At 60.9% G+C, this 26329-nt stretch carries 26 protein-coding genes; 22 read left to right on the top strand and 4 right to left on the bottom strand.

Features of this window, described 5'->3' with window-relative positions; all coding sequences use genetic code 11:
- Positions 1-436 precede the first annotated feature (436 nt).
- The 21 genes from QO005_RS10400 (at position 437) to QO005_RS10300 (ending at position 21088) form a co-directional block, all read left to right on the top strand.
- Positions 437-1429 carry an ABC transporter substrate-binding protein gene (locus QO005_RS10400; protein WP_307157951.1) on the top strand — a complete coding sequence of 331 codons (993 nt, stop codon included), beginning with the start codon at positions 437-439 and terminating at the stop codon, positions 1427-1429.
- A 4-nt stretch (positions 1430-1433) separates the two neighbouring features.
- On the top strand, positions 1434-2207 hold the full coding sequence (locus QO005_RS10395) for an ABC transporter ATP-binding protein (RefSeq protein ID WP_307157950.1): 774 nt from the start codon (positions 1434-1436) through the stop codon (positions 2205-2207).
- Positions 2155-3003 carry an ABC transporter permease gene (locus QO005_RS10390; RefSeq protein WP_370878042.1) on the top strand — a complete coding sequence of 283 codons (849 nt, stop codon included), beginning with the start codon at positions 2155-2157 and terminating at the stop codon, positions 3001-3003. Before QO005_RS10395 ends, QO005_RS10390 begins: the two co-directional genes overlap by 53 nt.
- Before the next feature lie 94 nt (positions 3004-3097).
- Complete coding sequence (locus QO005_RS10385; protein ID WP_307157949.1) at positions 3098-4093, top strand: isopenicillin N synthase family dioxygenase; 996 nt, start codon at positions 3098-3100, stop codon at positions 4091-4093.
- 71 nt (positions 4094-4164) lie between these two features.
- Positions 4165-5064, top strand: a complete 900-nt coding sequence (locus QO005_RS10380) for a LysR family transcriptional regulator (protein WP_307157948.1) — start codon at positions 4165-4167, stop codon at positions 5062-5064.
- 19 nt (positions 5065-5083) lie between these two features.
- The gene (locus QO005_RS10375; RefSeq protein ID WP_307157947.1) at positions 5084-6421 is read left to right on the top strand and encodes a cytosine deaminase; all 1338 of its coding nucleotides are present in this window, start codon (positions 5084-5086) and stop codon (positions 6419-6421) included.
- A 321-nt stretch (positions 6422-6742) separates the two neighbouring features.
- A complete protein-coding gene (locus QO005_RS10370; protein WP_307157946.1) occupies positions 6743-8086 on the top strand; it encodes an extracellular solute-binding protein in 1344 nt (447 codons plus the stop codon).
- Positions 8087-8224: 138 nt separating this feature from the next.
- Positions 8225-9115 carry a carbohydrate ABC transporter permease gene (locus QO005_RS10365; protein ID WP_307157945.1) on the top strand — a complete coding sequence of 297 codons (891 nt, stop codon included), beginning with the start codon at positions 8225-8227 and terminating at the stop codon, positions 9113-9115.
- 7 nt (positions 9116-9122) lie between these two features.
- On the top strand, positions 9123-10010 hold the full coding sequence (locus tag QO005_RS10360; protein WP_307157944.1) for an ABC transporter permease subunit: 888 nt from the start codon (positions 9123-9125) through the stop codon (positions 10008-10010).
- 10 nt (positions 10011-10020) lie between these two features.
- Entirely contained in the window at positions 10021-11145 is a 1125-nt protein-coding gene (gene ugpC / locus QO005_RS10355; protein ID WP_307157943.1) for a sn-glycerol-3-phosphate ABC transporter ATP-binding protein UgpC, read from the top strand.
- 46 nt (positions 11146-11191) lie between these two features.
- Positions 11192-12115, top strand: a complete 924-nt coding sequence (locus tag QO005_RS10350) for a sugar phosphate isomerase/epimerase family protein (protein ID WP_307157942.1) — start codon at positions 11192-11194, stop codon at positions 12113-12115.
- Positions 12116-12247: 132 nt separating this feature from the next.
- The gene (locus tag QO005_RS10345; RefSeq protein WP_307157941.1) at positions 12248-12904 is read left to right on the top strand and encodes a response regulator transcription factor; all 657 of its coding nucleotides are present in this window, start codon (positions 12248-12250) and stop codon (positions 12902-12904) included.
- 3 nt (positions 12905-12907) lie between these two features.
- A complete protein-coding gene (locus QO005_RS10340) occupies positions 12908-14296 on the top strand; it encodes an ATP-binding protein (RefSeq protein WP_307157939.1) in 1389 nt (462 codons plus the stop codon).
- Between the two features lie 157 nt (positions 14297-14453).
- Positions 14454-15140 (top strand): MtnX-like HAD-IB family phosphatase, encoded by a 687-nt coding sequence (locus QO005_RS10335; RefSeq protein ID WP_307157938.1) that lies wholly within the window; start codon positions 14454-14456, stop codon positions 15138-15140.
- 14 nt (positions 15141-15154) lie between these two features.
- Positions 15155-16564, top strand: coding sequence for an aspartate aminotransferase family protein (locus tag QO005_RS10330; protein WP_307157937.1), 1410 nt, complete (start codon positions 15155-15157; stop codon positions 16562-16564).
- 4 nt (positions 16565-16568) lie between these two features.
- Entirely contained in the window at positions 16569-17522 is a 954-nt protein-coding gene (locus QO005_RS10325; RefSeq protein ID WP_307157936.1) for an arginase family protein, read from the top strand.
- Positions 17519-17875, top strand: a complete 357-nt coding sequence (locus QO005_RS10320; RefSeq protein WP_307157935.1) for a DMT family transporter — start codon at positions 17519-17521, stop codon at positions 17873-17875. The genes QO005_RS10325 and QO005_RS10320 overlap by 4 nt, the downstream gene beginning before the upstream one ends.
- Positions 17872-18756, top strand: coding sequence for a fatty acid desaturase family protein (locus QO005_RS10315; RefSeq protein WP_307157934.1), 885 nt, complete (start codon positions 17872-17874; stop codon positions 18754-18756). The genes QO005_RS10320 and QO005_RS10315 overlap by 4 nt, the downstream gene beginning before the upstream one ends.
- On the top strand, positions 18746-19561 hold the full coding sequence (locus QO005_RS10310; RefSeq protein WP_307157933.1) for an alpha/beta hydrolase: 816 nt from the start codon (positions 18746-18748) through the stop codon (positions 19559-19561). The genes QO005_RS10315 and QO005_RS10310 overlap by 11 nt, the downstream gene beginning before the upstream one ends.
- The gene (locus QO005_RS10305) at positions 19542-20726 is read left to right on the top strand and encodes a GNAT family N-acetyltransferase (RefSeq protein WP_370878041.1); all 1185 of its coding nucleotides are present in this window, start codon (positions 19542-19544) and stop codon (positions 20724-20726) included. The genes QO005_RS10310 and QO005_RS10305 overlap by 20 nt, the downstream gene beginning before the upstream one ends.
- Complete coding sequence (locus tag QO005_RS10300) at positions 20723-21088, top strand: EamA family transporter (RefSeq protein WP_307157932.1); 366 nt, start codon at positions 20723-20725, stop codon at positions 21086-21088. Before QO005_RS10305 ends, QO005_RS10300 begins: the two co-directional genes overlap by 4 nt.
- A gap of 51 nt (positions 21089-21139) precedes the next feature.
- On the opposite strand, the gene QO005_RS10295 is transcribed toward QO005_RS10300, so the two are convergent.
- From QO005_RS10295 to QO005_RS10285, 3 genes are all read right to left on the bottom strand, one after another.
- Entirely contained in the window at positions 21140-21940 is an 801-nt protein-coding gene (locus tag QO005_RS10295; RefSeq protein ID WP_307157931.1) for a MipA/OmpV family protein, read from the bottom strand.
- Between the two features lie 160 nt (positions 21941-22100).
- Positions 22101-22646 (bottom strand): flavin reductase family protein, encoded by a 546-nt coding sequence (locus tag QO005_RS10290; protein ID WP_307157930.1) that lies wholly within the window; start codon positions 22644-22646, stop codon positions 22101-22103.
- A gap of 77 nt (positions 22647-22723) precedes the next feature.
- Positions 22724-24166: an FAD/NAD(P)-binding protein gene (locus tag QO005_RS10285; protein ID WP_307157929.1), complete on the bottom strand. Its 1443-nt coding sequence runs from the start codon at positions 24164-24166 to the stop codon at positions 22724-22726.
- Between the two features lie 441 nt (positions 24167-24607).
- Between QO005_RS10285 and QO005_RS10280 the strand changes: the two genes are divergently transcribed.
- Positions 24608-25234: an alpha/beta hydrolase gene (locus QO005_RS10280; RefSeq protein ID WP_307157928.1), complete on the top strand. Its 627-nt coding sequence runs from the start codon at positions 24608-24610 to the stop codon at positions 25232-25234.
- A 146-nt stretch (positions 25235-25380) separates the two neighbouring features.
- Here the strand turns inward: QO005_RS10280 and QO005_RS10275 are convergent, their stop codons facing one another.
- Positions 25381-26211 carry a FadR/GntR family transcriptional regulator gene (locus tag QO005_RS10275; protein ID WP_307157927.1) on the bottom strand — a complete coding sequence of 277 codons (831 nt, stop codon included), beginning with the start codon at positions 26209-26211 and terminating at the stop codon, positions 25381-25383.
- Positions 26212-26329: the final 118 nt, after the last annotated feature.

The raw sequence follows: 26329 nt of genomic DNA, 5'->3' as shown, positions 1-26329 counted from the left end.
AGGGAGCCTGCGGAAAACTATTGCAAAAAGCGTGCATTCCATGGCTTCATAAGGGGACGAGTAGAAGCGGTCTGAGAGCTGATCTCTGGACATTGCTCGATGGATTTTCTATCGAAGGATGACCAGATGACTGAAAGAATTGAGGTATTTCCTCCTTTTTCGGTTGAGACGGAACGTCTGGGCTGTTGTCCGGATAAAGGCCGGACAAGGGCTCGGCAATGCCGGAGCGAGGGCTGCATCCATGTCTCGCCCGCCTGCTTCGTCTTGAACAACACTCGAGATTTTGCCTTCAGTCCGTTCTCTCAAACAGAACAGGATAGCACCTGGACATGGCACGCCGTGCCGCCCTTCGCACCCACCCTTGGTTCTGCCGCATCTCTCGCCGGTCGGGTTCGGCCGCCCGGCAAGAGACTGCCTTAAGCTGGAAACCCTGCCCATGACGCTCAGAAAGCTTGCCTTCGGTCTTCTTGCCAGTTTCGCCTTTGCCTCCTCGCCGGTTCTTGCCGCAGACAAGGTCACGTTCCAGCTGGACTGGCTGCCGGGCGGAGACAAGGCACCGATCTATGTCTGTATTCACCATGGCTTCTGCAGCGAAGCCGGGCTGGACGTGTCCATCGCCTCCGGGCGCGGCTCCACGGATGCGATTTCACGGCTGGCTGCCGGGTCCTCGGATATCGGCGTCTCGGATATCGGCGCGCTCATGGCGGCCCGGGCCAATGAAAATGTGAAGGTGACGGCGGTTCTGTCGATCTTCAACAAGGGGCCGCATGCCTTTTACGTGGTCAAGGGCGGCAAGATCGCCAGCGTCAAGGATGTGAAGGGCAAGACCATCGCCACCTCGCCCTTTACCTCTTCCAATGTCTACCTGCCGCTGGTGCTGAAGGATGCCGGCATCGACCCCTCCGAGGTCAAGCTGATCAAGGCCGATCCCGGTGCGCTCGGACCCATGCTGATGACCGGCAATGCCGATGGCATCATTGCCTGGATGACCGATTTCACCCGCTACACCAATCAGGGCAAGCAGGCGGGCAAGGACATCGTGGCGCTGCCCTGGTCGGCGGCGGGGCTTGAGCTTTACTCCGCCTCGCTGATTGCCAGCGACAGCTTCCTCGAAAGCAGGCCGGACGTCGCCAAACGCTTTGTCGCCGCCTACAAGAAGTCGGTGGAATACACCAAGGCCCATCCGAAGGAGGCGAGCGCCGACGTCACAGCCATGGTCAAGGAACTGGGCGCGGAAGATGTCGAAGGCTCCGTCAACGACACGCTGCCGCTGATCTATAATGACGTGACAGCCAAAGATGGCCTCGGTGTCTTCGAACCGGACCGTCTCAAGGAAACCTGGCGGCGCGTCTCGGCGGCGCAGGGGATCGATCCGGCCAAGCTCGATCCGGAAAAGGTGGTGAACCGCAGCTTCATGCCGAAGGAGTAAGCACATGGCTGCTCCTGCCATTCGCTTCAATCGTCTCGGGCAGGTCTTCACCACCCGTTCGGGTCAGACGGAGGCGTTGCGAAATGTGTCCTTCGAGGTGGCTCGGCACGAATTTCTCGCCATTCTCGGTCCCTCCGGCTGCGGAAAATCGACGCTTCTCCGGCTGATTGCCGGTTTGCTGAAACCGAGCTCCGGCGAGGTCGAGGTATTTGGCCTGCCGGTCACCGAGCCGCGGGACGATATCGGCATTGTCTTCCAGAAGCCGACGCTGCTGCCCTGGGCCACCGTCGAGGACAATGTGCTTTTTCCGGCCCGCCACAAGCGCGGGCGGATTGCGCCGGAAGAGCGCGAGGAGGCGCGGCGTCTCCTCGCCATGGTCGGGCTTGAGGGTTTCGAAAAGCGCCTGCCGGATGAGCTTTCCGGCGGCATGCAGCAGCGGGTGGGCATTGCCCGCGCCCTGCTGATGGATCCGGACATCCTGCTGATGGACGAGCCCTTTTCCGCACTCGATGCGCTGACCCGCGAGGTGATGGGGTTCGATCTGCTGCGGATCTTTGCCGAACGTCCCAAGACGGTGGTGTTCATCACCCATTCCGTTTCCGAAGCGGCCCTTCTGGCCGACCGGGTTCTGGTGATGACCGGCCGTCCCGGCAGTGTGCTGACCGATATTCCCGTTCCCGTCGGCCGCCCGCGCGGCCCTGAAACCGCGAAGGACCAGGCGATCCATGAGCTCTCCTCCCATCTCCGCGACCTCCTCCTCCAGCGTCAGGCAGCGTGATCCCATGGGGAAAAAGCCGGACTGGCCATGGCGACGCCTCACCGACTTGCCGGGTCTGGCCGCGCTCTTCTCCGGTATTGCCGCGCTGCTGCTCTGGGAAGCGGCGGTTCGGCTCTTTGCCATTCCCTCCTATCTTCTGCCCGCGCCCTCGGCGATTTTCGATGCCTTTTCCGCCATCGAGGCCAGCCGGTGGATGGGCCATGTCTGGGCAACGCTGCGCGTGGCGCTGATGGGATATGCGCTGTCCATTATCATCGCCATACCGCTCGCCATCCTGCTCATCCGTTCGCCGTTTCTGTCAAAAACGCTTTATCCGCTGCTGGTCGTGGTGCAATCGACGCCCGTGGTGGCGGTTGCGCCGATCATCATCGTCGTGCTGGGGGCGGGAGATGCGCCGCGGGTGGTGATCACCTGTCTCATCACCTTCTTTCCGCTGGTGGTGTCCACCGCCACCGGTCTTGCCGCCACGCCGCCGGAGCTGATCGAACTGTCGCGCAGCCTGCGGGCGCCCGCCTTTCGCGAGATGACGCAAATCCGCCTGCCCTTTGCGGTGCCTTATATTTTCTCGGCACTGAAAATCTCGATCACGCTGGCCGTCATCGGCGCGGTGGTGGCGGAGTTCTGCGCCTCGGAAGCGGGCATCGGCTATTTCATCCAGTTCTCGACCTCGCTGTTCAAACTGCCGCAGGCCTGGGCGGGGCTGATCGTGCTGGCGGCGATGTCGCTCATCCTGTTCCAGCTCGTCGTGCTCGTCCAGCGGCTGTTCTTTCCCTGGAGCCTGCCGAAGCAGACCTAGAGCGCAATCCCGGAGTAGAAGCGGTCTGGTTTTTTAAAACCTGGACATTGCTCCTCAACAGCCGGTTCATCCGGCTTCACCACAGGAGACTGCAATGAACGCTCAGACCTATAACCTTGCAGAACTGAACAAGGAGACCACCATCGGCGGCCTCGGCACGACGGTGGAACGGGAAATCCCGGTGATCGATCTTGCCGATTTCGACACCCGCAAGCTGGAGATCGCCGATCAATTGTGGCACGCCGCCACCGAGATCGGTTTCTTCCAGGTCTTCAATCACGGCATCCCCCAGGAAGAGATCGATATCGCCTTCGATACGGCCTGGCGCTTTTTCGAGCTGCCGGCAGAGGTGAAGGGACAATATCCCATGCCAAAGGGCACCAATGCCGGCTGGGAGTTCAAGGCGCAGGTGCGCCCCTCCACCGGCACGCCGGACAATAAGGAAAGCTACCAGATCACCCGGCCGAACATGGAAAAGCTCTGGCCGAGCGAAGAGGAACTGCCCGGCTTTCAGGACAGGATGCTGCGCTTTGAGCGGATGAACTGGGAACTGGGCATGCGCATCCTCTCCTGCTTCGCGCTGAAAATGGGCTTTGCCGAAGATTTTTTCACCAAGGCGCATGATCCGGCCTCGGACCAGTATCAATCGACACTGCGACTCATCCATTACATGTCGATGGAAGGGGCGAAGCCCGAGGATTTCACCTTCTGGCGGGCAGGCGCCCATTCCGATTTCGATTGCCTGACCATCCTGCACCAGAAGGAAGGCGAAGGCGGCTTGCAGGTGTGCCCGGGCAAGGATGCCAGCACCGGCGCCTGGACGGATGTGCCGCCGAAGAAGGGCTATATCACCTGCAATATCGGCGACATGCTGATGCGCTGGTCGGACGATCAGCTGCAATCCACCCTTCACCGCGTGCGCATGCCGCAGCCCGGCGAATATATGGGCCGCCGCCTGTCGCTGCCCTTCTTCTGCCAGGCCAATCGCGATGCGGTCATGCAGGGGCCGCTCGGCACCTATGAGCCGATCACGGCGGGCGATTATCTGACCATGCGCATCAACGCGAATTTCAATAAAAACAAGATGTAACGTTGATGATACCCACCGGCAATGCCATCGTGGGCGGGGGAAGGCATCCCCCGCTTTCGATGAGGACGACCATGCTGCACGGACGCGCTTTGCGCTATATCGACGAGGTGGCCCGGCAGGGCTCCATCCGCAAGGCGGCCAAGGTGCTGCATGTGGCCCCTTCCGCCATCAACCGGCATATTCTCGATCTGGAGCTGGAACTGGATGCGCCGATCTTCGAACGGCTGCCGCGCGGGCTGAAGCTCACCAGTTCCGGCGAATTGCTGATCGCCCATATTCGCGACACGCTCACCGCCCATGAGCGCATGCGCACCCAGATCAAGGCGCTTCGGGGCTTGAGCCGCGGCGAGGTTGCCGTTGCCACCATGGCGACGCTCGCAGCGGGCCTGCTGGCGGATATCGTTGCGGCCTATCGCGAGGCCATACCGCAGATCAGCCTGTCCGTGGTGGTCAGCGACCGGGCCGGGGTGGCCGATCTTGTCGGCTCCGGCGAGGTGGATCTGGCAATTGCCTATAACCTGCCGGAGGATAGCCGGCTGCAGCGAGCCGGGGAATTTCACCACCGCCTCGGCGCGGTCATGGCGCCCGGCCATCCGCTGGCCGCCCGCAAGACGCTGCGCATTTCCGATTGCCTCGCCTATCCGCTGGTGCTGGCGGACCGGCGGCTGTCGCTGCGCGAGGTGGTGGAGACAATCGCCCCCAGCCGCGCACAATTGCTGCCGGTGGTCGAGACCAATTCCATGGAGCTGATGAAGCAGCTTGCCTATACCGCGCCCCACATCACCTTCCTGAACCGGGTGGATGTGGACCGCGAGCTTCGGGCCGGTGAACTCGCCTTCGTGCCGCTTTCCGGGGCCAATGGTGTGCAGCGGCTGAACATCCTGCACCGGGCCCGCGGCTCGCTCTCACCGGCTGCCAGCCATTTCATCCAGTTTGCCCAGGAGCGACTCAATTTCGTCGATGCCGGGTGATCACGCTTAGGAAAGAGACATGCACCCCGACCTGAATACCCTTATGGCCCGCCACCTGACCGGCCATGGCGTGACCCTGCTTGCCAATGCCCGCATTCCCGCAGCCCTGCTGACACCGGAGGCTTCCACGGGTCTCGCCCTTGACCGGGACGGTTCGGCCCTTGCCGATCTGATGATCGAGGGAAATGTCATCCAGGCCGTGCTGCCGCCGCAAACCGCCATGGCGGAGCGGCGAATCGATTTCGAAGCGCGGCATGTCTGGCCCCTGCTTGTCGATGTCCATGCGCATCTGGACAAGGGCCATATGGTGGATCGCGCGCCTGATTCCGGCGGCACCCATGCCGGGGCACGGGCGGCCACCACGGCAGACCGGCTGCAACACTGGCGGCGCGACGACCTGCTGAACCGGATGGAGTTCGGCCTCGCCACCGCCTATGCCCATGGGGTCGCCGCCATCCGAACCCATCTCGACAGCCATGAGGGTCAGGCAGACACCACCTGGGCGGCCTTTGCGGATATCCGCCAGCGCTGGCAGAACCGAATTGCGCTACAGCCGGTCGGTCTCGTGCCCATCGATGCCTATGCGGCAGACCATGGCCGGGCTCTCGCCGATCTCGTCGCGGAGCATGGCGGGCTGATGGGCGGCGTGACCCGCGCCTCCGGCGGCACGCATGGCGCGGGCCTGGAGGATATCGACGGACTGCTGGACCGGCTCTTTATCCTGGCGAAGGACCGCAATCTCGATATCGACCTGCATGTGGACGAGGCGGCAAAGGCCGATGCTCTGCCGCATGTGGCGCGCGCCACGCTGCGGCATGGTTATGAAGGCCGCGTCACCTGCGGTCATTGCTGCTCGCTGGCGCTTCTGCCAGAGGCGGAGATTGAAGAGATCATCACCCTGATTGCCAAGGCGGGGCTTTCCATCGTCACCCTGCCGACCGTCAATATGTACTTGCAGGACCGCAACCCCGGGCGCACGCCCCGCTGGCGGGGTGTGACCCCCGTGCAGGAATTGCGCGCCGCAGGCGTCACCGTGGCGGTGGCGGGCGATAATTGCCGCGATACATTCTATGCCTATGGCGACCATGACATGCTGGACACCTGGCGGGAGGCGGTGCGCATTCTGCATCTCGACCACCCTTATGCCGATGCGCCTTCCCTGGCCGGTCCCGTTCCGGCCTCCATGATGGGTCTTGCCGCGGGCAGTATTGGCCCGGGCCGCGCCGCCGACCTGATGGTGCTCGACGCCTGGACGATGGGGCAGGTGATCGCGCGGCCGCAGGCCGACCGGGTCATCATCCGCAAGGGCAGGCTGACGGAAGCCGCCCTTCCCTCCTATCGCAGTCTGGCTCTCTGAAAAGCGCTGAGAACTGCTCATATCACAGCCCGTGCGGGAGGTTCCTCAAAGACGACGCAGCCTTGGGATGAGCGCCTGCACATCCCCCCTGATTATCATGGAATGTTCAAGGAAATGAGAGCGAACTGTCACATGGCACTGTTAGCTCGGGTCTCGGCGCTGATCACCGGACAGGATGGTTCTTGAGATCGCGCCGGATCCACGGGCGTCAAATTCCGATCTGAAGGCCGGAAAACAGCGCCTCAACAGTTTCCTTTCGAGCCATGATTGCCGGCGCCTCCCGTGCCGCTGGCACCGTCATGCCCTAACGAGGCCCATGTCATGAAAACCTCTGCTTTGACCTCCTTCGCGGTTGGCCTTGCGTTTGCCGCCGCCTTCGGTGCGGCCCCTGCCCATGCCGAAAAGACCAAGTTTGAATTCTGGTACGGCCTGACCGGCGATCTCGGCGAGCGCGTGCAGGATGCCTGCAAGAAATTCAACGCCTCGCAAAACGATTTCGAGATCCTCTGCGTCTCGCAGGACGGCTACGATACGGTGCTGCAAAACACGATTGCCGCCTATCGCGCCAAGAAGCAGCCGGCCATTACCCAGATCTATGATGCCGGCACGCTGGACATGATGCTGTCCAAGGCCTTCGTTCCCGCCAAGAAGCTGATGGCCGACAACGGCTACAAGATCGACTGGAGCAACTACTTCCCCGGCATCGCCAATTATTACGCCACCGCCTCCGGCGAGCTTCTGTCCTTCCCGTTCAACTCCTCCACCGCCGTGATCTATTACAACATGACGGCGCTGGAAAAGGCCGGCGTGACCGCCAAGCCCGAGACCTGGGAAGACGTGGCCGATGCCGCCCGCAAGCTGAAGGCCGCCGGTTATGACTGCCCGCTGGGCTTCAACTTCGACACCTGGCCGCTGATGGAGCAGTTTTCCGCCATTCACGACCAGCCCATCGCCACGGAAGGCAATGGCTACAAGGGTCTTAACGCCGAACTGGTCGTCAACAAGACGAAGTTCATCGACGAGCTGAAATTCTTCAAGAAGATGCAGGATGACAAGCTCTTCGTCGTCAAGACCAAGCAGCTCGGCATGGACACGGTTCCCGCCTTCACCTCGCAGACCTGCCAGATCATCATGAGCTCGATTGCCGACCACGGCACCGTTGGCAAGACGCTGCCTGCGGATGTGAAGTGGGAAGTGGCCATGCTGCCGACCTTCAAGGGCACAGAGCGCAAGAAGAGCCTCGTGGGCGGCGCTTCGCTCTGGGTCATGGCCGGACGTCCGGAAGCCGAATACAAGGGTGCGGCAGCCTTCCTCAATTTCATCGCCCAGCCGGACATGGTGGAGTGGTGGTCGACGGTCACGGGCTATATCCCGGTGACGAAGACCGGTTTCGAAGCCATGAAGAAGAACGGCTTCTACGACAAGGCCCCCTATAAGGGCCGCGAGATCGCCATCGAAAGCCTGTCGCTGACCGAACCGACCGACAATACGCGCGGCATCCGCCTCGGCAATTTCACCCAGATCCGCAAGGAATATGCCACGGCCTTCGAAGCGATCTTCATGCAGAATGCCGATATCCAGCAGGAAATCGACAAGGCCACCGAACGCTCCAATGCCGGTCTGCGCCGCTTCGAAAAGACCTATGCGGGCGCCAAGCTGAACTGATGCCCTGATCGCATCCGGGGCTTGGCCTTCAAGGCGAGGAGGCTGACCCATCTTCGAGCCTTGTTAGAAGGCCAAGCCCCGGTCTGTTCTTTCATTTTCAGGCAGGACGGCCACGCCGCCTGCACCCGGGATAGAGTCATGGAAAAGCGCACCGCCTATAAAAGCACCTGGCTGCCGCTCCTCTTTGCTTCACCGCAATTGCTGCTGATCTTTCTGTTCTTCTACTGGCCGGTGTTTGCGGTCATCAACTGGGCCTTCACGCTGGAGCCGCCCTTTGGCGGTGCGGCAGAATTCGTAGGGCTTGCCAATTTTCAGGAGGCGCTGGCGGATCCGCTCTACTGGAATTCGGTGGTGATCAGCCTGATCTTTGCGATTGTCGGGCCGTTTTTCGCCATTCTCATCGGCCTTGTGCTGGCGCTGGCCGTGGACCGGCAATTGCCGGGCAGCGGTTTCTTCCGGGTGCTCTACATTCTGCCCTATGCCATTGCCGGTCCTGCCGCTGGCCTTGCCTTTCGCTTCATTCTCTCGCCGGAGCGGGGGCTCGCCGCCTCCCTCAACGCCATCTGGCCGGATCTCTGGAACCCGGCCAAATATGGCGGGCATGCGTTGGCGCTGGTCATCATCATCTTCATCTGGAAATGGGCGGGCTATACCTTCATTTTCCTGCTGGCCGGGCTTCAGGCCGTGCCGCGGGCGCTGACGGAAGCCGCCGCCATGGATGGTTCCGGCCCCATCCGCCGCGCCATCGACATCCAGGTGCCACTGCTCGCCCCCACCCTTTTCTTCCTGCTGGTGACGATGATGACGGAAGGCTTCGTCGGCTCCGACACCTTCGGCATCGTGCACCACACCACCGGCGGCGGGCCGAACCATGGCACCGAGGTCATGGTGTTCCGCATCGTCGATGAAGCCTTCAAGGGCCTGAACTATTCCGGCGCCTCGGCTCAGAGCCTGATCCTGATCGCCCTCATCATGGTCTTCACCTTCATCCAGTTCCGCTTCATCGAGCGGCAGGTTCATTACAAGTGAGGCGGCGATGATCCAGCGTACTCCCTATGCCGACGCCTTCACCTATGTCCTGCTGGTGATCGGTTTCCTGCTTCTGGTCGGCCCGTTCGCGGTGATCATTGCCGGCGCCAGCCAGTCCTTTCACGAGGTGAACAGCGTGCCGTTCAGCTTTATGCCGGGCCGCGAACTCCTGCACAATCTCGCTGCCGCCTGGACGCGGGGCAATCTGAAAGATGCCATGGTCAACAGCCTGATCATGGCCTCGCTGGTGACGGTGGGCAAGGTGGCGCTTTCGGCCTGCACGGCCTTTGCCATCGTGTTCTTTCGCTCGCCGCTCCGGCACCTGTTCTTCTGGAGCGTGTTCATTACGCTGATGCTGCCGCTGGAAGTGCGCGTCGTCTCCACCTATGCGGTGGCCGCCGATATGATGCATCCCTTCAGCCTGCTGATCCACGCGATCTCCGGCATCGATATCGGCATAGAGTGGAACCTGCTCAACTCCTATGCGGGGCTGACCCTGCCGCTGGTTGCCACCGCCACCGGCACCTTTCTCTACCGGCAGTTTTTCATGACGCTGCCCGCCGAGCTTTCGGAGGCCGCCCGCATGGATGGCGCGGGGCCGGTGCGTTTCTTCATCGACATGCTGCTGCCTCTGTCGCGCACCAACATGCTGGCGCTGACCACCATCATGTTCGTCTATGGCTGGAACCAGTATCTCTGGCCGCTGCTGATGGTCACCGACCCGTCCTACAAGACGGTGATGATGTCGCTGACATCGCTGCTTCCCGCCGATAATGGCACGCCGGACTGGAACGTGACCCTCGCCGGTTCGCTGATCATCATGCTGCCGCCACTCATCGTGGTCGGCGTCTTGCAGCGCTGGTTCGTGCGCGGCCTGATTTCCACTGAAAAATAAGGGGCTTCCCATGGCACAGATCGATATTCGCCAGGCGCGCAAATCCTATGGCAAGACCGAAACGCTGCACGGGATCGACCTTGTCTTTCCCTCGGGGGATTTCGTCGTCATTCTCGGCCCTTCGGGCTGCGGCAAATCCACGCTGCTGCGGATGATTGCCGGGCTGGAAGATATCACCAGCGGCGACATTGCCATTGGCGGCAAGGTGGTGAACCGGCTGGAGCCGCGCGAACGCGGCTGCGCGATGGTTTTCCAGAATTACGCGCTCTACCCGCATATGACCGTTGCCGGCAATATCGGCTATGCGCTGAAGGTGGCGGGCGTGCCGAAAGCCGAGCGTCTGCGGCGGATCGAGGAAACGGCAAAGATCGTCGGCCTTTCCGACTATCTCGAACGCAAGCCCGCCGCCCTGTCCGGCGGCCAGCGCCAGCGCGTGGCCATGGCCCGCGCCATTATTCGCGAACCGCAGGTCTTCCTCTTCGACGAGCCGCTCTCCAACCTCGACGCCAAGCTGCGCGTGGTGATGCGCGCCGAAATCCGCCGGCTGCATCAGCGGCTCTCCGCCACCTCGATTTTCGTGACGCATGACCAGGTGGAGGCCATGACGCTGGCCGACCGGCTGGTGGTGATGAACAAGGGGCGCGTGGAGCAGGTCGGCCAGCCTCTGGAGGTCTATCACCGTCCCGCCAGCACCTTCGTCGCCTCCTTCCTCGGCTCGCCCGCCATGAACCTGTTCGAGGCGAGCATTCATCCCGATACCGCCAGCATGAGCATCGGCAGCCAGAGCGTGCCGCTGTCGCGGGAACTGGCCTTCCGGCTCGGTCGCCGTGAGGTGATTGCCGGGATCCGCCCGGAACATTGCGTCGTCTCGAAGGACAGCGCCGGACTTCCCGCCCTGGTGGATTTCGTCGAGGAGCTCGGCTCCGGCCGCGTCGTGCATGCACAGGCAGGCGGCAATGCCTTCGCCACCGTTATCGATAAACCCGTCTCCGTCCGGCCCGGAGAATGGATCGACATCCACATGCCCATCACCGACCTGCATTTCTTCGATCCCGCAAGCGGCCAGCGCATCGCCATCGACGAGCCTGCCCCGCAGGCCGATGTCTTGCGTGGTCCGGTCGCAACGCCTGCCTGATCCCTCTCATCTCAAGGCGACATCGCCAATCTTCAAGGAGCCCCCTATGACCGAGATCATTTCCGCCATCGGCTTTTGCAACGCCACCGGCCTCGGTGACGGTTCGACGCTCGACGCCTCGCTGCGTCGTATTGCCGATACTGGCGCCGATGCCTGCGAAATCGGCATTTACGGCGAGGAAATCATTGCCGGTGGCCGGATCATCGAAGACCGGACCCAGCGCGTTGCCGAGACCGTCAAGTCTTACGGTTTCAAGCGTCTGTCCCTGCACGGCCAGATCAGCTCGAACTTCATGGACCGGCGACATCTCTCCCATCAGAAGAAGGTGGTCCGCGCCATGCTCGAGCTCTGCAACCGGCTCGGCGCCGGCGTTCTGGTGCATCACAGCGGCAGCGCCCAGCCGGAAGACGGGGTCACGGGTGCCGACCTCGACAGGATGGAGCGCGAAGCCCTGTTCGAAATGGCGGACATCGCCAAGGGCTATGGCACGCGGATCGTGCTGGAAAACATCTTCACCACCGAGCCCGGCCAATACCGCCAGACCCCCCGCCAGGTGGCGGAGACGGTGAAGGCCGTTGGCCATGACAATCTGGTGGCGCTGATCGATTTCAGCCATGCCTATATCGAATCCACCTTCAAGGGTCTGGATTTTCGCGACGAATTGCGCGCCATGGCCCCGGTGACCGGCCATCTGCATGTGCATGACAGCTTCGGCCAGCCCGACACCATGGTTCATTATTTCCACCGCGCCGAGGCGACCGCGCTCGGCCTTGGCGACCTGCATCTGCCGATCGGCTGGGGCGACATTGCCTGGGAGGAGATCTTTTCCGAACTGACCTTCCTGCCGGACACGACGCTGATCATGGAAATTTCCTCCGAGCGCTTCGCCGACCAGCAGCCCGCCTGCCTGGAACGCGCCCGGCACCTGGCATCGCTGGTTAACCAGCGCCACAAGATCGCCGCGGAATAAAGCGCGTGATTTTATGTCCGGCGGCAGACCTCCTTGCCGCCGGAATGCGTCTCAGAATCCCCCTTTCCAAGTCCGGCCCGAGGGTGCAAATCTGCACCGTATCAAAACTGTGCTGCAGGCCGGAGTGCGAACGTGCGAATCCTTCTTGTCGAGGATGACAATATTCTGGGGTCTTCGCTGAAGAAGGCCTTCGAGAAACATGCCTATGGCGTCGACTGGTTCCGGGACGGCGAAGCCGGGCTGGAGGCGACGCGTGACAATGCCTATGACGCGCTGATCCTCGATGTAAATCTGCCGAAGATGAACGGTTTCGACGTCGTTCGCGCCCTGAGGGGACGCGGCGACCGGCTGCCGATCCTGATGCTGACGGCGCTGGACAGCGTCAAGAACCGTGTCGAGGGACTGGACGAAGGCGCCGACGACTATCTGGTCAAGCCCTTCGATCTCGATGAATTGCTGGCCCGCATCCGCGCGCTGGTGCGCCGCCGCGACGGGCGGGCCGCCACCGTGCTGACATGCGGCCCCGTGGAGCTGGACCCCTCCGCCATGGTGGTGCGCCATCACGGGCAGCAATTGCACATGCCGGCCAAGGAATTTCATCTGCTCCGGGTGCTGATGGAACGCAGCGGCCGCTATGTCACCAAGAACGACATCGAATATGCGCTTTATGACACCGACTCCGTCAAGGAGAGCAATACGGTGGAGGTGGCGGTCTATAACCTGCGCAAGAAGCTGGGCTCGGAATTCATCAAGTCGATCCGCGGCGTCGGCTATATGATCGAGCGCTAACCCATGACCCTCAGCCAGCGGCTTTTCTTGAGAATCCTGCCGACGCTGATGATCACCATCGCGATCATCGGTCTTTTTGCCTATCGCAGCGCCACCCGCGAGATCAACAATATCTACGATGCGGAGCTGATCAACGACGCCAATACGCTCTGGGTGCTGCTGCAGCAGCCGCTGGAACGGCGGCATGACCGTCCCACCGTGCAGGTGCCGGATCTCGATTTCAACATGGAAAACCAGCTTGCCCTCAACGAGGACGCCGACGATTACGCCGATGCGCATTCCTTCCGCGTCTGGCGCGGAACGGAACTGGCCTTTGTCAGCAGCAATGCCTTTTCCAAGGACGTGGCGCGCTTCAAGGTCGGCTTTTCCAATTATCGCGACAGCAAGGATATCTGGCGGGTCTATTCCCTGCCCATCCCCAATACCGATATCGTCATCGAAGTGGCGGAAAATGTCAGCCTGCGCGATAATCTGGTCGCCAATATTCTTCTCAACCTGTTCCTGCCGCTGATCATTCTCATCCCCGCCATTGCCGGGCTGATCTGGATCGTCATCCACAACGGCCTCAGCCATATCCGCGAACTGGTGCGGCAGATCCGCTCGCGCAGCCCCGATGACCTGACCCCGATCTCGCGCGACAACCTGCCCCGGGATCTGATACCGCTTGCCGCCTCGCTCAATCAGTTTCTCGATAAGCTGCAATTGTCGCTGACACTGGAACGGCGGTTTTCCGATCTGGCGGCGCATCAGTTGCGCACCCCGCAGGCCGGCATCAAGCTTTTGCTGCAAATGCTGGAAAAGGCCGATAGCGAGGAGGAGCGGCGCGGGTTGATCGCCGATCTGGTGGCCAGCAATGAGCGCGCCATGCATCTGATCGAGCAGATGCTCAATCTGGCGCGGGTCAGCCATCAGGCGCTGCGCCTGGAAGAGATCAACCTTTCCAACCTCGCGGCGTCAGCCATCGCCGATCTCGGAACACTGCTGACCAGCCGTCACTTCCAGGTGGAGCTGGAAGCCGAAGACGAGGAAGCGATGATCCAGTCCGACAGCATGCTGCTTCGGATGCTGATCGACAATCTCCTCGACAATGCGGTGAAATATTCCCCCGATGGTGGCCGCCTGCTGTTGTCCGTGGTGCAGGCGGGGGCGAACTGGCGGCTGTCGATTTGCGATGAAGGACCCGGCATTGCGCCCGAACATCGCCAGGCCGTGTTCCAGCAATTCCACCGGCTCGACATGGACCAGCAGGGCACCGGCCTTGGCCTTGCCATCGTTGCCGGGATTGCCGACCGCCTCTCGATCGCAATTGAGCTCGGCACCTCGCCCTGGGGCAAGGGGCTGAGGGTGGATCTGACGATCCCACTGAGGGCGACGGGCGGTGTGGAGCATTGAAAACATTTATAATTCAGAACAATTATTATGATATCCGGATTTTTCCGGCCTGTTTTCCGATAAAAATGCGATAATTCATTTTCGCTTCATCTTCGCCTAATCTAGCCATCAGCCGGCAGGACTAAACCCTTCGTCAACGCAACGAGGGAGCCTGCCGATGAAGGCGTTCTGTGATTTTGACGGCACGATTTCCACCGAGGACGTGACCGATCTGGTGCTGGACCGCTTCGCCCTGCCGCAATGGCACGAGGTGGAAGCGCGCTGGGAACAGGGCGAGATCAACTCCCGCGACTGCATGAAGGCGCAGGTCCGTCTCATCCGCGCCACGCTTGACGACCTGTCGGATTTTCTCGACGGCATCGCCATCGACCGTGAGTTCAAGGCATTCAAGCAGTTCTGCGACCGCAAGGGCATCAGCGTCACGGTGGTCAGCGACGGTGTCGATTATTTCATCCGCCGCATTCTCGCCAATCACGGCATTCTGGACGTCGAGATCATCGCCAATCGGATGATCCGCACCGTCGAAGGCGATAACGAGCGTTTCGATCTTGCCTTTCCCCATGCCGCCGAGGGCTGCATGCCCGCCTCCGGCGTGTGCAAGTGCCGGGTCATCGGCGCCCATCACGGCCCGCATATCTATGTCGGCGACGGGCGCAGCGATTTCTGCGTCTCCCACAATGCGGAACTGGTGTTCGCAAAGGCCAAGCTTGTCGCCTACTGCGAGGAAAACCGCATTCCCTTCATCCCCTATTCCGGCTTTGCCGACGTGCTTTCCGCCGTCGACGGGCTGATCCGCAAGATGCCTGCCCCGCTTAAAACCCGCGCGGCGACAAAAACTGCCTGAGAAAGAGGAAACACATGGCTGCCATGCTCAAGCTTGCCGATACACCGGCACAGACCAGCGAGGATGAACTGCGCGCCCTGGAGCAGACCTACTGCTCCCACGGCGATACGGTTCACTACACGGAAAACCCGAAATTCTTCGAGCGCTGCGAAGGCTCCTTCGTCTTTGACAAGACCGAGACGCCGTTTCTCGACCTGCAAATGTGGTATTCCGCCGTCAATTTCGGCTATCGCAACGAGCGTCTGAACGATGCCGCGCATCGCCAGCTCGACCGGCTGCCACAGGTGGCCTCGCAATATCTGCACCGCGAGAAGGTGGAACTGGCGGCGCTGATCGCGCGTGATGCCGAAGCCAAGTTCGGCCACAAGGGCCGGGTGCATTTCAATGTCGGCGGCTCGCAGGCCATCGAGGATTCGCTGAAGCTTGTGCGCAATTTCACCGGCGGCAAGAGCCTGATGTTCGCCTTCGAGGGCGGCTATCATGGCCGTACGCTGGGCGCCACCTCCATCACCTCGTCCTACCGTTACCGCCGCCGCTACGGCCATTTCGGCGAACGCGCGCAGTTCATCGAATTCCCCTATCACTTCCGCGGCCCCAAGGGCATGTCCAAGGAAGAATACGGCCATTATTGCGTGCAGAAATTCGCCCGTCTGTTCGAGAGCGAATATAATGGTGTCTGGGATCCCAAGGCCGGCAAGTCGGAATATGCCGCCTTCTATATCGAGCCGATCCAGGGAACCGGCGGCTATGTCATTCCGCCGATGAACTTCTTCAGTGAACTGAAGAAGGTTCTGGACGATCATGGCATCCTGCTGGTGGTCGATGAAATCCAGATGGGCGTCTACCGCACCGGCAAGCTGTGGTCGATCGAGCATTTCGGCGTCTCGCCGGATGTGCTGGTCTTCGGCAAGGCCATCACCAATGGCCTCAACCCGCTTTCCGGCATCTGGGCGCGCGAAGAGATGATCAATCCGACCATCTTCCCGCCCGGCTCCACCCACTCCACCTTCGCCTCGAACCCGATGGGCACGGCGGTGGCGCTGGAAACCATGAAAATGGTGAGCGAAGCAGATTTCGGCGCCAGCATCATGGACAAGGGCGCCCGCTTCCTGGACGGCCTGAAGGAGCTGCAGAAGCGGCATCCGATCGTCGGCGATGTCGATGGCCTGGGCCTCGCGCTGCGCATGGAAATCTGCAAGCCCGACGGCTTCACCCCGGACAAGGCCACGCTCGACTGGATGTCGGACGAGGGCATGAAGGGCGACATGATCGTCGACGGCCAGACCTATGGCCTGGTGCTGGATGTCGGCGGCTACCACAAGAACGTCATCACGCTCGCTCCGAACCTGATGATCACCAACAGCGAAATCGATCTGGCGCTTGCCCTGCTCGACCAGCTTCTGACCCGCGCTGAACGGAGATAAACCCGTGCAACTCCTTCTTCTTCATCTCGATGATGCGTTGGAGTTGCAACCGGAATTCGTGCGCTCCTGCATGATGGCGGGCGCGCACGAAATCCATGAAAAACAGAGCGGGCGCGCGATCCGCCTCTGGGGCAAGGACGCCACGCTCAGTGCCCTGCATTGCAATCTCACCCGCAGCCGGGCGCTGTCGCGCGGCAAGCCCCGGCTGGTCTTCATGGGCTCGGGAGATTTCCACCATGTCTCGGCGCTGCTGCTCTCGGTGGCGCTGGAAGATTATAAAGGTCCGGTGACGGTCATCCATATCGACAACCATCCTGACTGGGTGCATTTCTCGGATGGCCTTCATTGCGGTTCCTGGGTCAACCGGGCTCTCGATCATGGTCAGGTGGCCCGCGTCATCACCCTTGGCGTCTGCAGCGACGATCTCGTTTCGCCGGAGCGCAAGGGCGCCAATCTGGATCTTCTGCGAGACGACCGCCTTCAGCTCTACCCCTACCGCCACGCCCCCAGCCGGGTGAAAGCCCATTACGGCGCGGGCGCCAGCTACGAGCAGAAGGCGGGCAGCCTGCATTGGCGCTGCATCAGCGAGATGGGCGAGTATAACTTCATCGACCGGCTGCTCGCTTCCATCGAAACGCCTGCGGTCTACATCACCGTCGACAAGGATGTGCTGGCGCGCAGCGATGCGCTGACCAACTGGGACCAGGGCATGATGCAATTGCCCTACGTGCTGAGCCTGATCAGCGAGATCGGCGCCCGCCACCGCATCATCGGCGCCGATGTCACCGGTGATTATTCCCGCCCCGATTATAGCGGCTCCCTTCTGACGCGGGCGCTGAAGCACGGGGAAATCCTGCTCGACCAACCGCTTGCCGCCCCGGACCGGGAAGAGACCCGCAATATCAACAGCGCCGCCAATCATGCGCTGCTCGACGTGCTGGCGGAGAACATGCAATGACGCCCGAACCCTTGAGTCTTTCCCTGCTGGCGCTGATCGCCTTCTGCGTCGCGACCGAAACCGGCCGGGAGATCTGTTTCAAGCAGGCGGCCACGGGCCAGACCGGCTGGCAGGCCATTTTTTCTCCGGTGACGGCGCTCGGCATTTTCTTCTGGTTTGTCGAGCTTTTGGCCTGGAGCCGGGTGCTGAGCCTCGTGCCCCTCTCGCTTGCCTTTCCCATCATGGCGTTGAGCTATGTCTCCATCGCCATGGCGGGCACCCTTCTTTTCAAGGAAAGCATCAACCTTCGCCACGCCCTCGGCATCTTCCTGGTGACGGCAGGCGTGGTGTGTGTCGGAGTGACCGGATCATGAAACTTTTTGCCCATACGAAATGGGATGCCGTTCCCGTTCTTTCTGCCTTTGCGCATCTGGCCTTCAATATCTATCTGATCGCCGGTTTCGAGAGCCGCCCCCTATGGCTCTCGGCAGCGCTGGGCGCGATCTATGCGATTTCCATTTCCTGGAACATCAACAGCATTTCGCATAATTTCATCCACACGCCCTATTTCAGCTATCGCTGGATGAATTACGGCTTCAGCCTGCTGGAATCCCTGGCCATCGGCTTTTCCCAGACCTATTACCACTGGGTGCATATGCGCCATCATTCCGGTAATAGCGACCGCCCGAATGAGAAGGGCGAGACCATAGACCCGCTGTCGATCTACAAGCACGGCAAGAATGGTGAGCCGGAAAATGTCTGGTCCTACACCTTCCTCAGCTTTTTCCGCGACGACATCGGCGATATTCACCGCGCCATCGCCAAGCGGCGGCCCTTCGTGGCAGCCTGGGGCCGTTTCGAACTCATCGCTTTTCTCGTGCTTGTGGCCGGTGCGCTGGTCTATGACTGGAAGGCGCTGCTGTTCTTCGTGCCCTTCTACTATCTCGGCAACTGCCTCTCCTCCCTCAACGGCTATTATGAACATCTGCACGGCGATCCGGACGAGCCGATTGCCTGGGGTGTCAGCAGCTACAAGCGCTTCTATAACTGGCTGTGGTTCCAGAACGGCTATCACGCCGAACATCACTATCGCCCCAAGACCCATTGGACCGAGCTTCACGCCCTGCATGAACGCATTCAGGAAGAGCAGAAGGCCTCCGGCACCCATGTGATCAGCACCTGCCATGCGCTCGGCTTCATGGCCAAGGAAAACTGGCAGTCGGGCATCAAGGACGGCAATCCCCATGAAGCTTGACAGGCTGGCCTTTCACACCGAAGGCACGAACGGGCTGGGCGTGCTGTTGATCCATGGCCTGACGGGCGCGCCTGCCGAAATGCGTCTGGTGGCCCGCCAGTTCGCCAAGCGTGGTTTCAGCGTCTACGCGCCCTTGCTGGCAGGCCATGGCAAGGATGCGGCCACATTGCGCCGCACCCGCTGGCAAGACTGGCTGGACAGCGTGGAAGAGGCTGCCGCCGATTTCCGCGCCGAGGTGAAGGACGTCTTTACCGCCGGTATTTGCGCCGGCGGCAAGCTGGGGCTGATGGCCGCAGACCGGCGGCCTGACCTGGTGAAGGCGGCGGCCCTTTATTCGCCCTGCTTTCACTATGACGGCTGGAACATCCCGCGCCACTACGCACTGATGGCGCGCCAGATCCGCTGGCTGTCGAAAATCCCCTTCATGGACCGGCTGAATTTCCAGGAAACCGCCTCCATGGGCATCAAGGACGAGCGGATCCGCAAAATGGTCTCGTCCATGAGCAATGAGGGGGTTCTGGAAAGCTTTCCCGGCCGGGGGCTGGTGGAAATGGAAAAGCTGGCGCGGGCGTTGAAAGCCCGTCTGCCAGCGCTGAAAACGCCGACGCTGATCGTGCATTCGCGCGAAGACGACGTCAGCAGCCCCGAACATGCCCGCTACATCGCCGAGCATCTGGGCGGGGAAAAGCAATTGCACTGGCTGACGGACAGCTACCACATGATCCATGTCGACCGGCAGCACCGGCAGGTGGCCGATCTGACCGCTGATTTTTTCGAGAAACACCATGCTGATGACCGCTCCTGACCGACATCCGCTTGTGCCCGCAACGCCGACCGCCATGCCTGCGGACGCCGTCTTTCGTGGCGAGGTGGTCTCCTCCCTGACCCGCATTGGCCGGGCGGACTGGGATGCCTGTTTCCCCGGAGAACCGGAAGCCTATGATTATTTGCTCAGTGTCGAAAAGGCGGGCATTGCCGGTTTTGAATGGTGCTATGCCGTTGTCCGCAGCGGCGACCGGCTTGTGGCGGCCATGCCAGGCTTTCTCTCGCAATATGCGCTGGAGACAACGCTGGACCCGGGGCGGCTGCGCGATGTAATCGGTCGCATACGGCACATCTGGCCGAAATTCCTCACCTTCCCGCTCGCCTGCCTTGGCTCGCCCTGCACGGAAACCGGCAGTCCGGGCTTTCATCCCGACGTGCCGGAGGCATTAAGACCGGCGGCCTTCGAAACACTGCTGACCGCTTTCGAAGCTTTTGCGCGTCAGCGCAAATCCGTGCTGGGAGCGCTCAAGGATGTTCCACAGCCGCTGGACCCGCGCCTGGCCGAGATCATCGCCGCCCATGGCTATGCGGAACTTGGCGGCATGCCGACGGCCTGGATGGACATCGATTTTGCTTCGATGGAGGACTATTTCGCCCGCCTTTCCGCTGGCACGCGCAAGGACATGCGCCGGAAGCTGAAGGTGCGCGACAAGGTGCGGGTGGAAATTTGCAGCGATGCCGGTGCGCTCCTGCCCCGGATCATGGAGCTTTACCATGATACCCGTACCCGCAGCGAATGGCAGTTCGAGGAACTGACGCCCGCTTACTTCGAGGGCATCCTGAAGAACATGCCGGGCCGGTCCTTCTGCACGCTGTATTTCGTGGATGACCAGCTTCTGGCCGCCAATCTGATGGTTCATGACGGCGCGGTGCTGGTGGACAAGTTTTTCTGCATGGATGCGGAAAAGGGCCGTCCCTACAATCTCTATTATCTGAGCTGGTTCACCAATATCGAGTACTGCCTGACCCATGGTCTGAAGCGCTATCAGAGCGGCCAGGCCTATTACCGCAACAAGGTGCGGCTGGGCAGCCAGCTGACCGCCAATGCCATGTATTTCCGGCACTCGAATGCGCTGGTGCAGCGTCTTTTGCAAAGGGTCGCTCCCTATCTTGCCGCCGACGATACGGACGGAACTGCAGCATGAGGGTCATGCATCTCACCTGGACGGCCATTCCGGCGCTGAACGTTCTGCAGCAAGTCTTCCTGAAATACAGCGCCGCAGCGGCCCCGGCATCCGATGGCGCGTCCTGGCTGATGCAGGTGTTGGGTTCGCCATGGTTCCTGGCGGCAATTGCGGCTGAGGCGGCCTGTTTTCTCGTCTGGATGACGGTGCTGTCGGAGCTTGATCTTGCCAAGGCCTTTCCGCTGTCCGCGATCAGCTATGTGCTGGTCATGGCAGCGGCCTGGCTGCTGTTCGGCGAGCGGGTGCTGCCTCTGCAAATCCTCGGCAGCGGCCTGATCCTCGCCGGGATTTTCTGCATCGCCACCGCAGGCCGGAAGGCTTAATCACCTGATTTGGCTGAATTCCGCTTTTCTCGAGACAATGCTCTCTGGCATTCAAAAACTGATCTGGAACGCCTTGGTCAGGCCGATGCCGAAGCTCATCTGATTGGCGCTGCCGGCCTGGGTGATCGGGCTATCGGCGGCATCCCCGACCAGCCGGTCGAGACGGCCATAGAATTGCACCGTCCAGTCACTGCTGATCTTGTAGGACGCCGAGGCCGCAACGCCGACGGATTGAAGACCGGCATCCGGCGTGAAGGCGGCAAGCTGCCCGCTGGCGGCAGATTCACTCTGGCTCACTCCGAAATAGCTGCGCATATAGGTGCCGTCGGCGAAGGATAGGCGCGGACCGAGAGAGAAGACCCATTTGTCGCCTGCGGTGGTGAAGTAATCCGTTCCGAGATCGACCTCCAGGCCCGTTCCGTTGCTGATGGCCTGACGCACCTCGACGCGCGCGCGCCAGACATTGGGAATGAACCAGTAATTGGCGAAAATACCGGCGTCGAAGCCGTTCTTGATCTCTTTCAGGCCCTTCAGGCTTTCGGAATCGCGCGCACTTCTGCTGTCGCGAAGGCTTACCACGGGGCCGATACTGAAACCCCGCCAGTCGAAAAGGCTGAAATCGAAATTGTCGTCGGCAGGCGAATATTCCTCGGGCTCACCCATTCTGCGCCAGTCGAAGGATGGCATGGCGGACAGATTGTTATGCGCGGCCCCAGGATAGCTTGCGCCGTAATTGAGATTGGCGCCAAGGGTGACAATGCCGGTGATTTTATTCGAAGATGACGCCCCATCGTCGTCTGCCTGAGCGTTCCCCACGAAAACCAGCAGAGCGGCGGATGCAAGCCATGCCACCGCCCCAGCGCTCCCGAGAGAACTGCGCCTGCCTGTGAGCGATTGCATCATGCCAGCCACGCAGAACTCCAATCGCTGCCGCCTTTTCATACCCTTATAGGCGATAGCGGCAGCGACCAAAAGTGCGCAAATGCGACAGGGTTAAATTCATCAACACCCATCAGCCAAGTTTGTGATAGGCACCGCCCTGATAGACGAGGGAGCGGCCACCCGTGAGGCGGATGGCATGAACCTTGCCGATCACGATCACATGGCTGTGGCGCTCGATGGCCTCTTCCACCGAGCAGTCGATGGCGGCGACAGCATCGTCCAGCAAGGGTGCACCGGTCACCGCACGGCTCCAGGCGAAGCCGCGATAACGCTCGGCGCCCTTCAGTCCGCCAACGCCCGCGAACTGGTTTGCCAACGCCTCATGGGAGGGACCGAGAATATTGACGCCGAAAAAGCCTGACTTTTCCAGCACAGGCCAAGTGGAAGACGTGCGATTAAGAGAAACCAGCATGCGTGGCGGATCGACCGAAAGTGCGGTGGCGGAGGTGACAGTCGCTCCGGTGCGGGCCTCGCCCTCACCCGTCGTGATAATGCTGACGCCGCCAGCCAGCGTGCGAAGCGCAAGTTTCAGGCTTTCAGCATCGCCGGGACGATCCTCGAATTCCGGCTTGTGATCGGCGGCCTTGAAGACCTCTCGGGCGAATTGTGTGGTCATCGCTATCATTCCTGTTCGGGTCTTGATGAATGTCAGGATAACAACGCTGAAAACCGCTCTCCAGATTACTGTTTCTTTTATCTATAGTTTTTGTAGAAATTTAAGCTCCCGGCAAGGCTCTCACCGCTTTGCTTTGCCAACACCGCGCCCACCTGATCGGCAACCAGCACGGCATGCTCGGTCACCTGCGGCAGGCCCATCAATTCGCCGAAGGTGCCACGCGCCAGCGGTCCTGCAATGAAAAAGCTGGGAACAATCTCTCCTTTTGCATCAATGGCGCGGGCCGTCAGATCGCAGGCGATGCCGAGACCCGTGCCGCAAAGGGTGAGCACCCCGTCCGCCGCCAGTGTCTCCAGAAAAGGCTGGGATTGCAGCACCCGGCCATGGGCAGGCCCGGTAGTGACGACGATGCGGTCCACGATCAGTTCGGAAACACCGCTGCCCTTTTGCGTGAGCGTGACGGTAAAGCCCTCTTTTGACGGTACGACGTTGCGAAGGGCTGCGGCACGAATAGACAAGACATTGTCGGCGATGGCATCGTCCAGCGCCTTTTCCACCTGCGGCGCGATCCGGAACCGATGCGCATCCCAGAAGGGCCGCGCAAAGCGCACGATTCGGCGGCGCTCCGGCAGCGGCAGCGCCTGCCAGATGGCAAAACCTTGCTGGCGCACGGCATCCAGCACGGCATGCCAGCCAATGCCCTGTTCTGCCGCCTCCCGCAGGCTCCTGCGAATACGGTGCAACAGGTGCGAGGCGCGGCGGGAGGGCGTGCTTGCAAAATCACCGAAGGGATCCTGCGCCACCGCCGGATGGCCGCGCGAGCGCAGACCACGCCGGGAGATCGCGGTGAGCTTGCCCCGATGGCCCCGGCTCCGCAGCGAGGCGATGACATCCGCCGCCGTCAGACCATTGCCAACAATCAGCACCCTTTCGTCGGTCCCGATCCCGTCGAGTGCGCCCTCGCGGGTGACATCGGTGATCAGGCGTGGGTCATCGCCCAGGGCCTTCAAGGGTCGTGGCAGATCGGGCGCGGGATGGGTGGCGGCCAGGACAACAATATCCGCCCGAAGCGCCGGGCCAAAGCCATCTTCGACCAGCCAGCCATCATCCAGCCGGGCAATCTCCCTGACCTTTGCCCGGCGATGCTCGATGGCACCGGAGGCGAGAAAGGGTTCAAGAACCGTGCGGGCATAGGTCCCGAACAGGCTGCGGGCGGGATAGGGCTGACCATCGGCTCCCAAAAGGTGCGGATCCGCTTGCGCTGCGGGGTGGGCCATGGTGAAGCGCAGGAAGCTTTCCGGGTCATCGGGGTCTATGGACATGCGCCCCGCCGGAACATTGACGCGATGGGCCGGATCTTTCGCGCTATAGGCAAGCCCCGCGCCCAACGTCTCCCGAGGCTCGAAGATAACGACCCTTGCCGCATCGCCATGCCGCTTCAGCAGATGAAAGGCAAATGCCGCTCCACTGAAACCGCCGCCGATGACTGCCACCACCGGCTTTTCTTCCCTGACAGGCATGCTGCTCTCCACCCTTGCATGGCATTTTGGACTGACGGCCACAGTCTTCTCCGCCGCAGGGGAGAGGTCAATATTCTCTATAAAATTACTATTCTTTTTGCGGCGCAGGATGCAGATATTTTCACTCGTGAAGCGCCGCCCCAGAGAAATCTCCTCCGCCAAGGGCCTGCGCAGTGCAAAACATCGTGCCGGAAACCGTTCTTCACGCAGGCGCACATTCTCATGTCCGACAATGAAAATAATCTACGGATTCTCTCAGATTTAGGTGGCTTTTCCTTAGTTTTCCGCGTCTTAACCCTCATATTGAGTATCCGGAAAAGACGATGAATGGCGTCATGCCGATGTTGAATAGCAGCCTATCTTTCGGTTTCTGTAAAAACAAAGATTTAGAGCGTTTCAATGTTTCCGTGAAGCAATGAAACGCTCTAGGGAGACAGTAGAATGGTCCAAACCCTGATCCTGCCCGGTCTGAACGGCTCCAGCGATGCCCATTGGCAACGGATCTGGGCAAGCGAGCGGCCTGACTGCAAGGTGCTGGAACAGAGCGAATGGGCCTGCCCTTCCCTGCCGGACTGGAAACGGCGCCTGGAAACCGAGCTTGCCGCCAGCCGCGAGGATGTCATTCTTCTGGCGCACAGCCTCGGCTGTATTCTCGCGGCGAGCCTGGCGCTTTCGCCGCTCGCCGCAAGGGTCCGGGCAGCGGTGCTGGTCGCACCCTGTGATATTGTGGAGGTGGAAAGACTTCATCCCTGTTGCGTACAGCTTGATCAGGTGCCCTTGGAAACCCTGCCCTTCGAAACCCTGATCGTGGGCAGTCTGAATGATCCCTATATGAACGTGCCATCGCTCTATCGCCATGGCGAAAAATGGGGAGCGAGCATCCGGGTGATTGGCCATGCCGGTCACATCAATGTGGCCAGCGGTTATGGCCGCTGGGTGGAAGGCTACCGGATTTTCGACCATTTCCTTGAAGATGCGCGCAATGATCGCCGGCGGGCCGTTTCAGTTCACACCAGGGCCGGAAGGGCGCCCGAAGCGGCGCGCTACAGCGAAACCCTTCTGGACTGACAGACGACTGATACGAAGAGACATTGAAGATGACTCTTCGTATTCCCTTTTCGAATATCTCAAGCCATTGACGCATTTGAGATATTCGAAATCTCTTCAAGGCGAGGATGCGTCAGCATCTTCGAGCCTTGTTATGAAAGACATTCTCAGCTTTCAAGCCAGCGCCGCCCTGAGGCGGTGAGATGCGCATGAATGGCGGCCTGCGCTGCTAGCGGATCGCGCACTTCCAACGCTGCCAGGATCGCCTCATGCTCGGCGAGCGCCATGGACCAGGTCTCGGGGGTTTCGAAGCGGCCGCGAATCCGGTCCGACATCGGGCTGTGCCGCTCATCGAACAGATTGGCGACGATCTCCGCCAGCACGGCATTGCCCGCCTGTTCGGCAATGGTCAGATGAAATTGCCGGTCCTGTTCGATCGGCTTGCGGCCCGCGCCGATTTCCACCCGTATGGTTTGGAGAATGTCCCTCAACGCTTCCAGCACGGTATCCGTCATGGCGGCAGTGGCGCGAAGAATGACCGCGCTTTCGATCACCGCCCGCGCCTGCATGAGTTCGGTGGGACTTTCTCCTAGAGAGGGTTCGTGCTTCATAGAAGCACGAACCCTCTCTAGCTCTTTGCTGTTACGTGTTTCCTGACGGAAAACCGGTTCCCACTTTTCCTGGAAACTCTTTTCGTTGTTACGGGCTTCCGGACGGAAAACCGGTTCCCACTTTTCCTGAAAACCCTCTGGCGACCGCGCCTCGATGGTAGGCCGCCCCGCCGCCAGCACATAGATGCCTGAGCCGATGCGGATCTCAATGCTTCCTTCGATTTCAAGCGCAATCAGCGCCTCACGCAGCGATGGTCGCGACACGCCCAGCATCTGCGCCAGATCCCGCTCCGCGGGCAGACGGCTGCCGGGCGGGTATTGGCCATTTTGAATCAACTGCCGAACCTGATCGGCAATCTGTTGATAAAGGCGTCTCGGCAAGGTCATGGTGGTCAGGCCAATTTAGGAAAAGCAGTGATTTTGTCCAGTTTAAACCTGAAAATTCGGCAATAACAAGCTTTTTGAAAAAATTGGCTTGACCAATATTCATCGCTCGGCCTAGCTT

Origin of the sequence: Allorhizobium paknamense (assembly GCF_030815125.1) — a bacterium.
In the GTDB taxonomy this organism is placed as follows: Bacteria; Pseudomonadota; Alphaproteobacteria; order Rhizobiales; family Rhizobiaceae; genus Allorhizobium; species Allorhizobium paknamense.
Note: the sequence above shows the minus strand (reverse complement) of the source record. Positions and strands in the feature narration are given on the sequence as shown.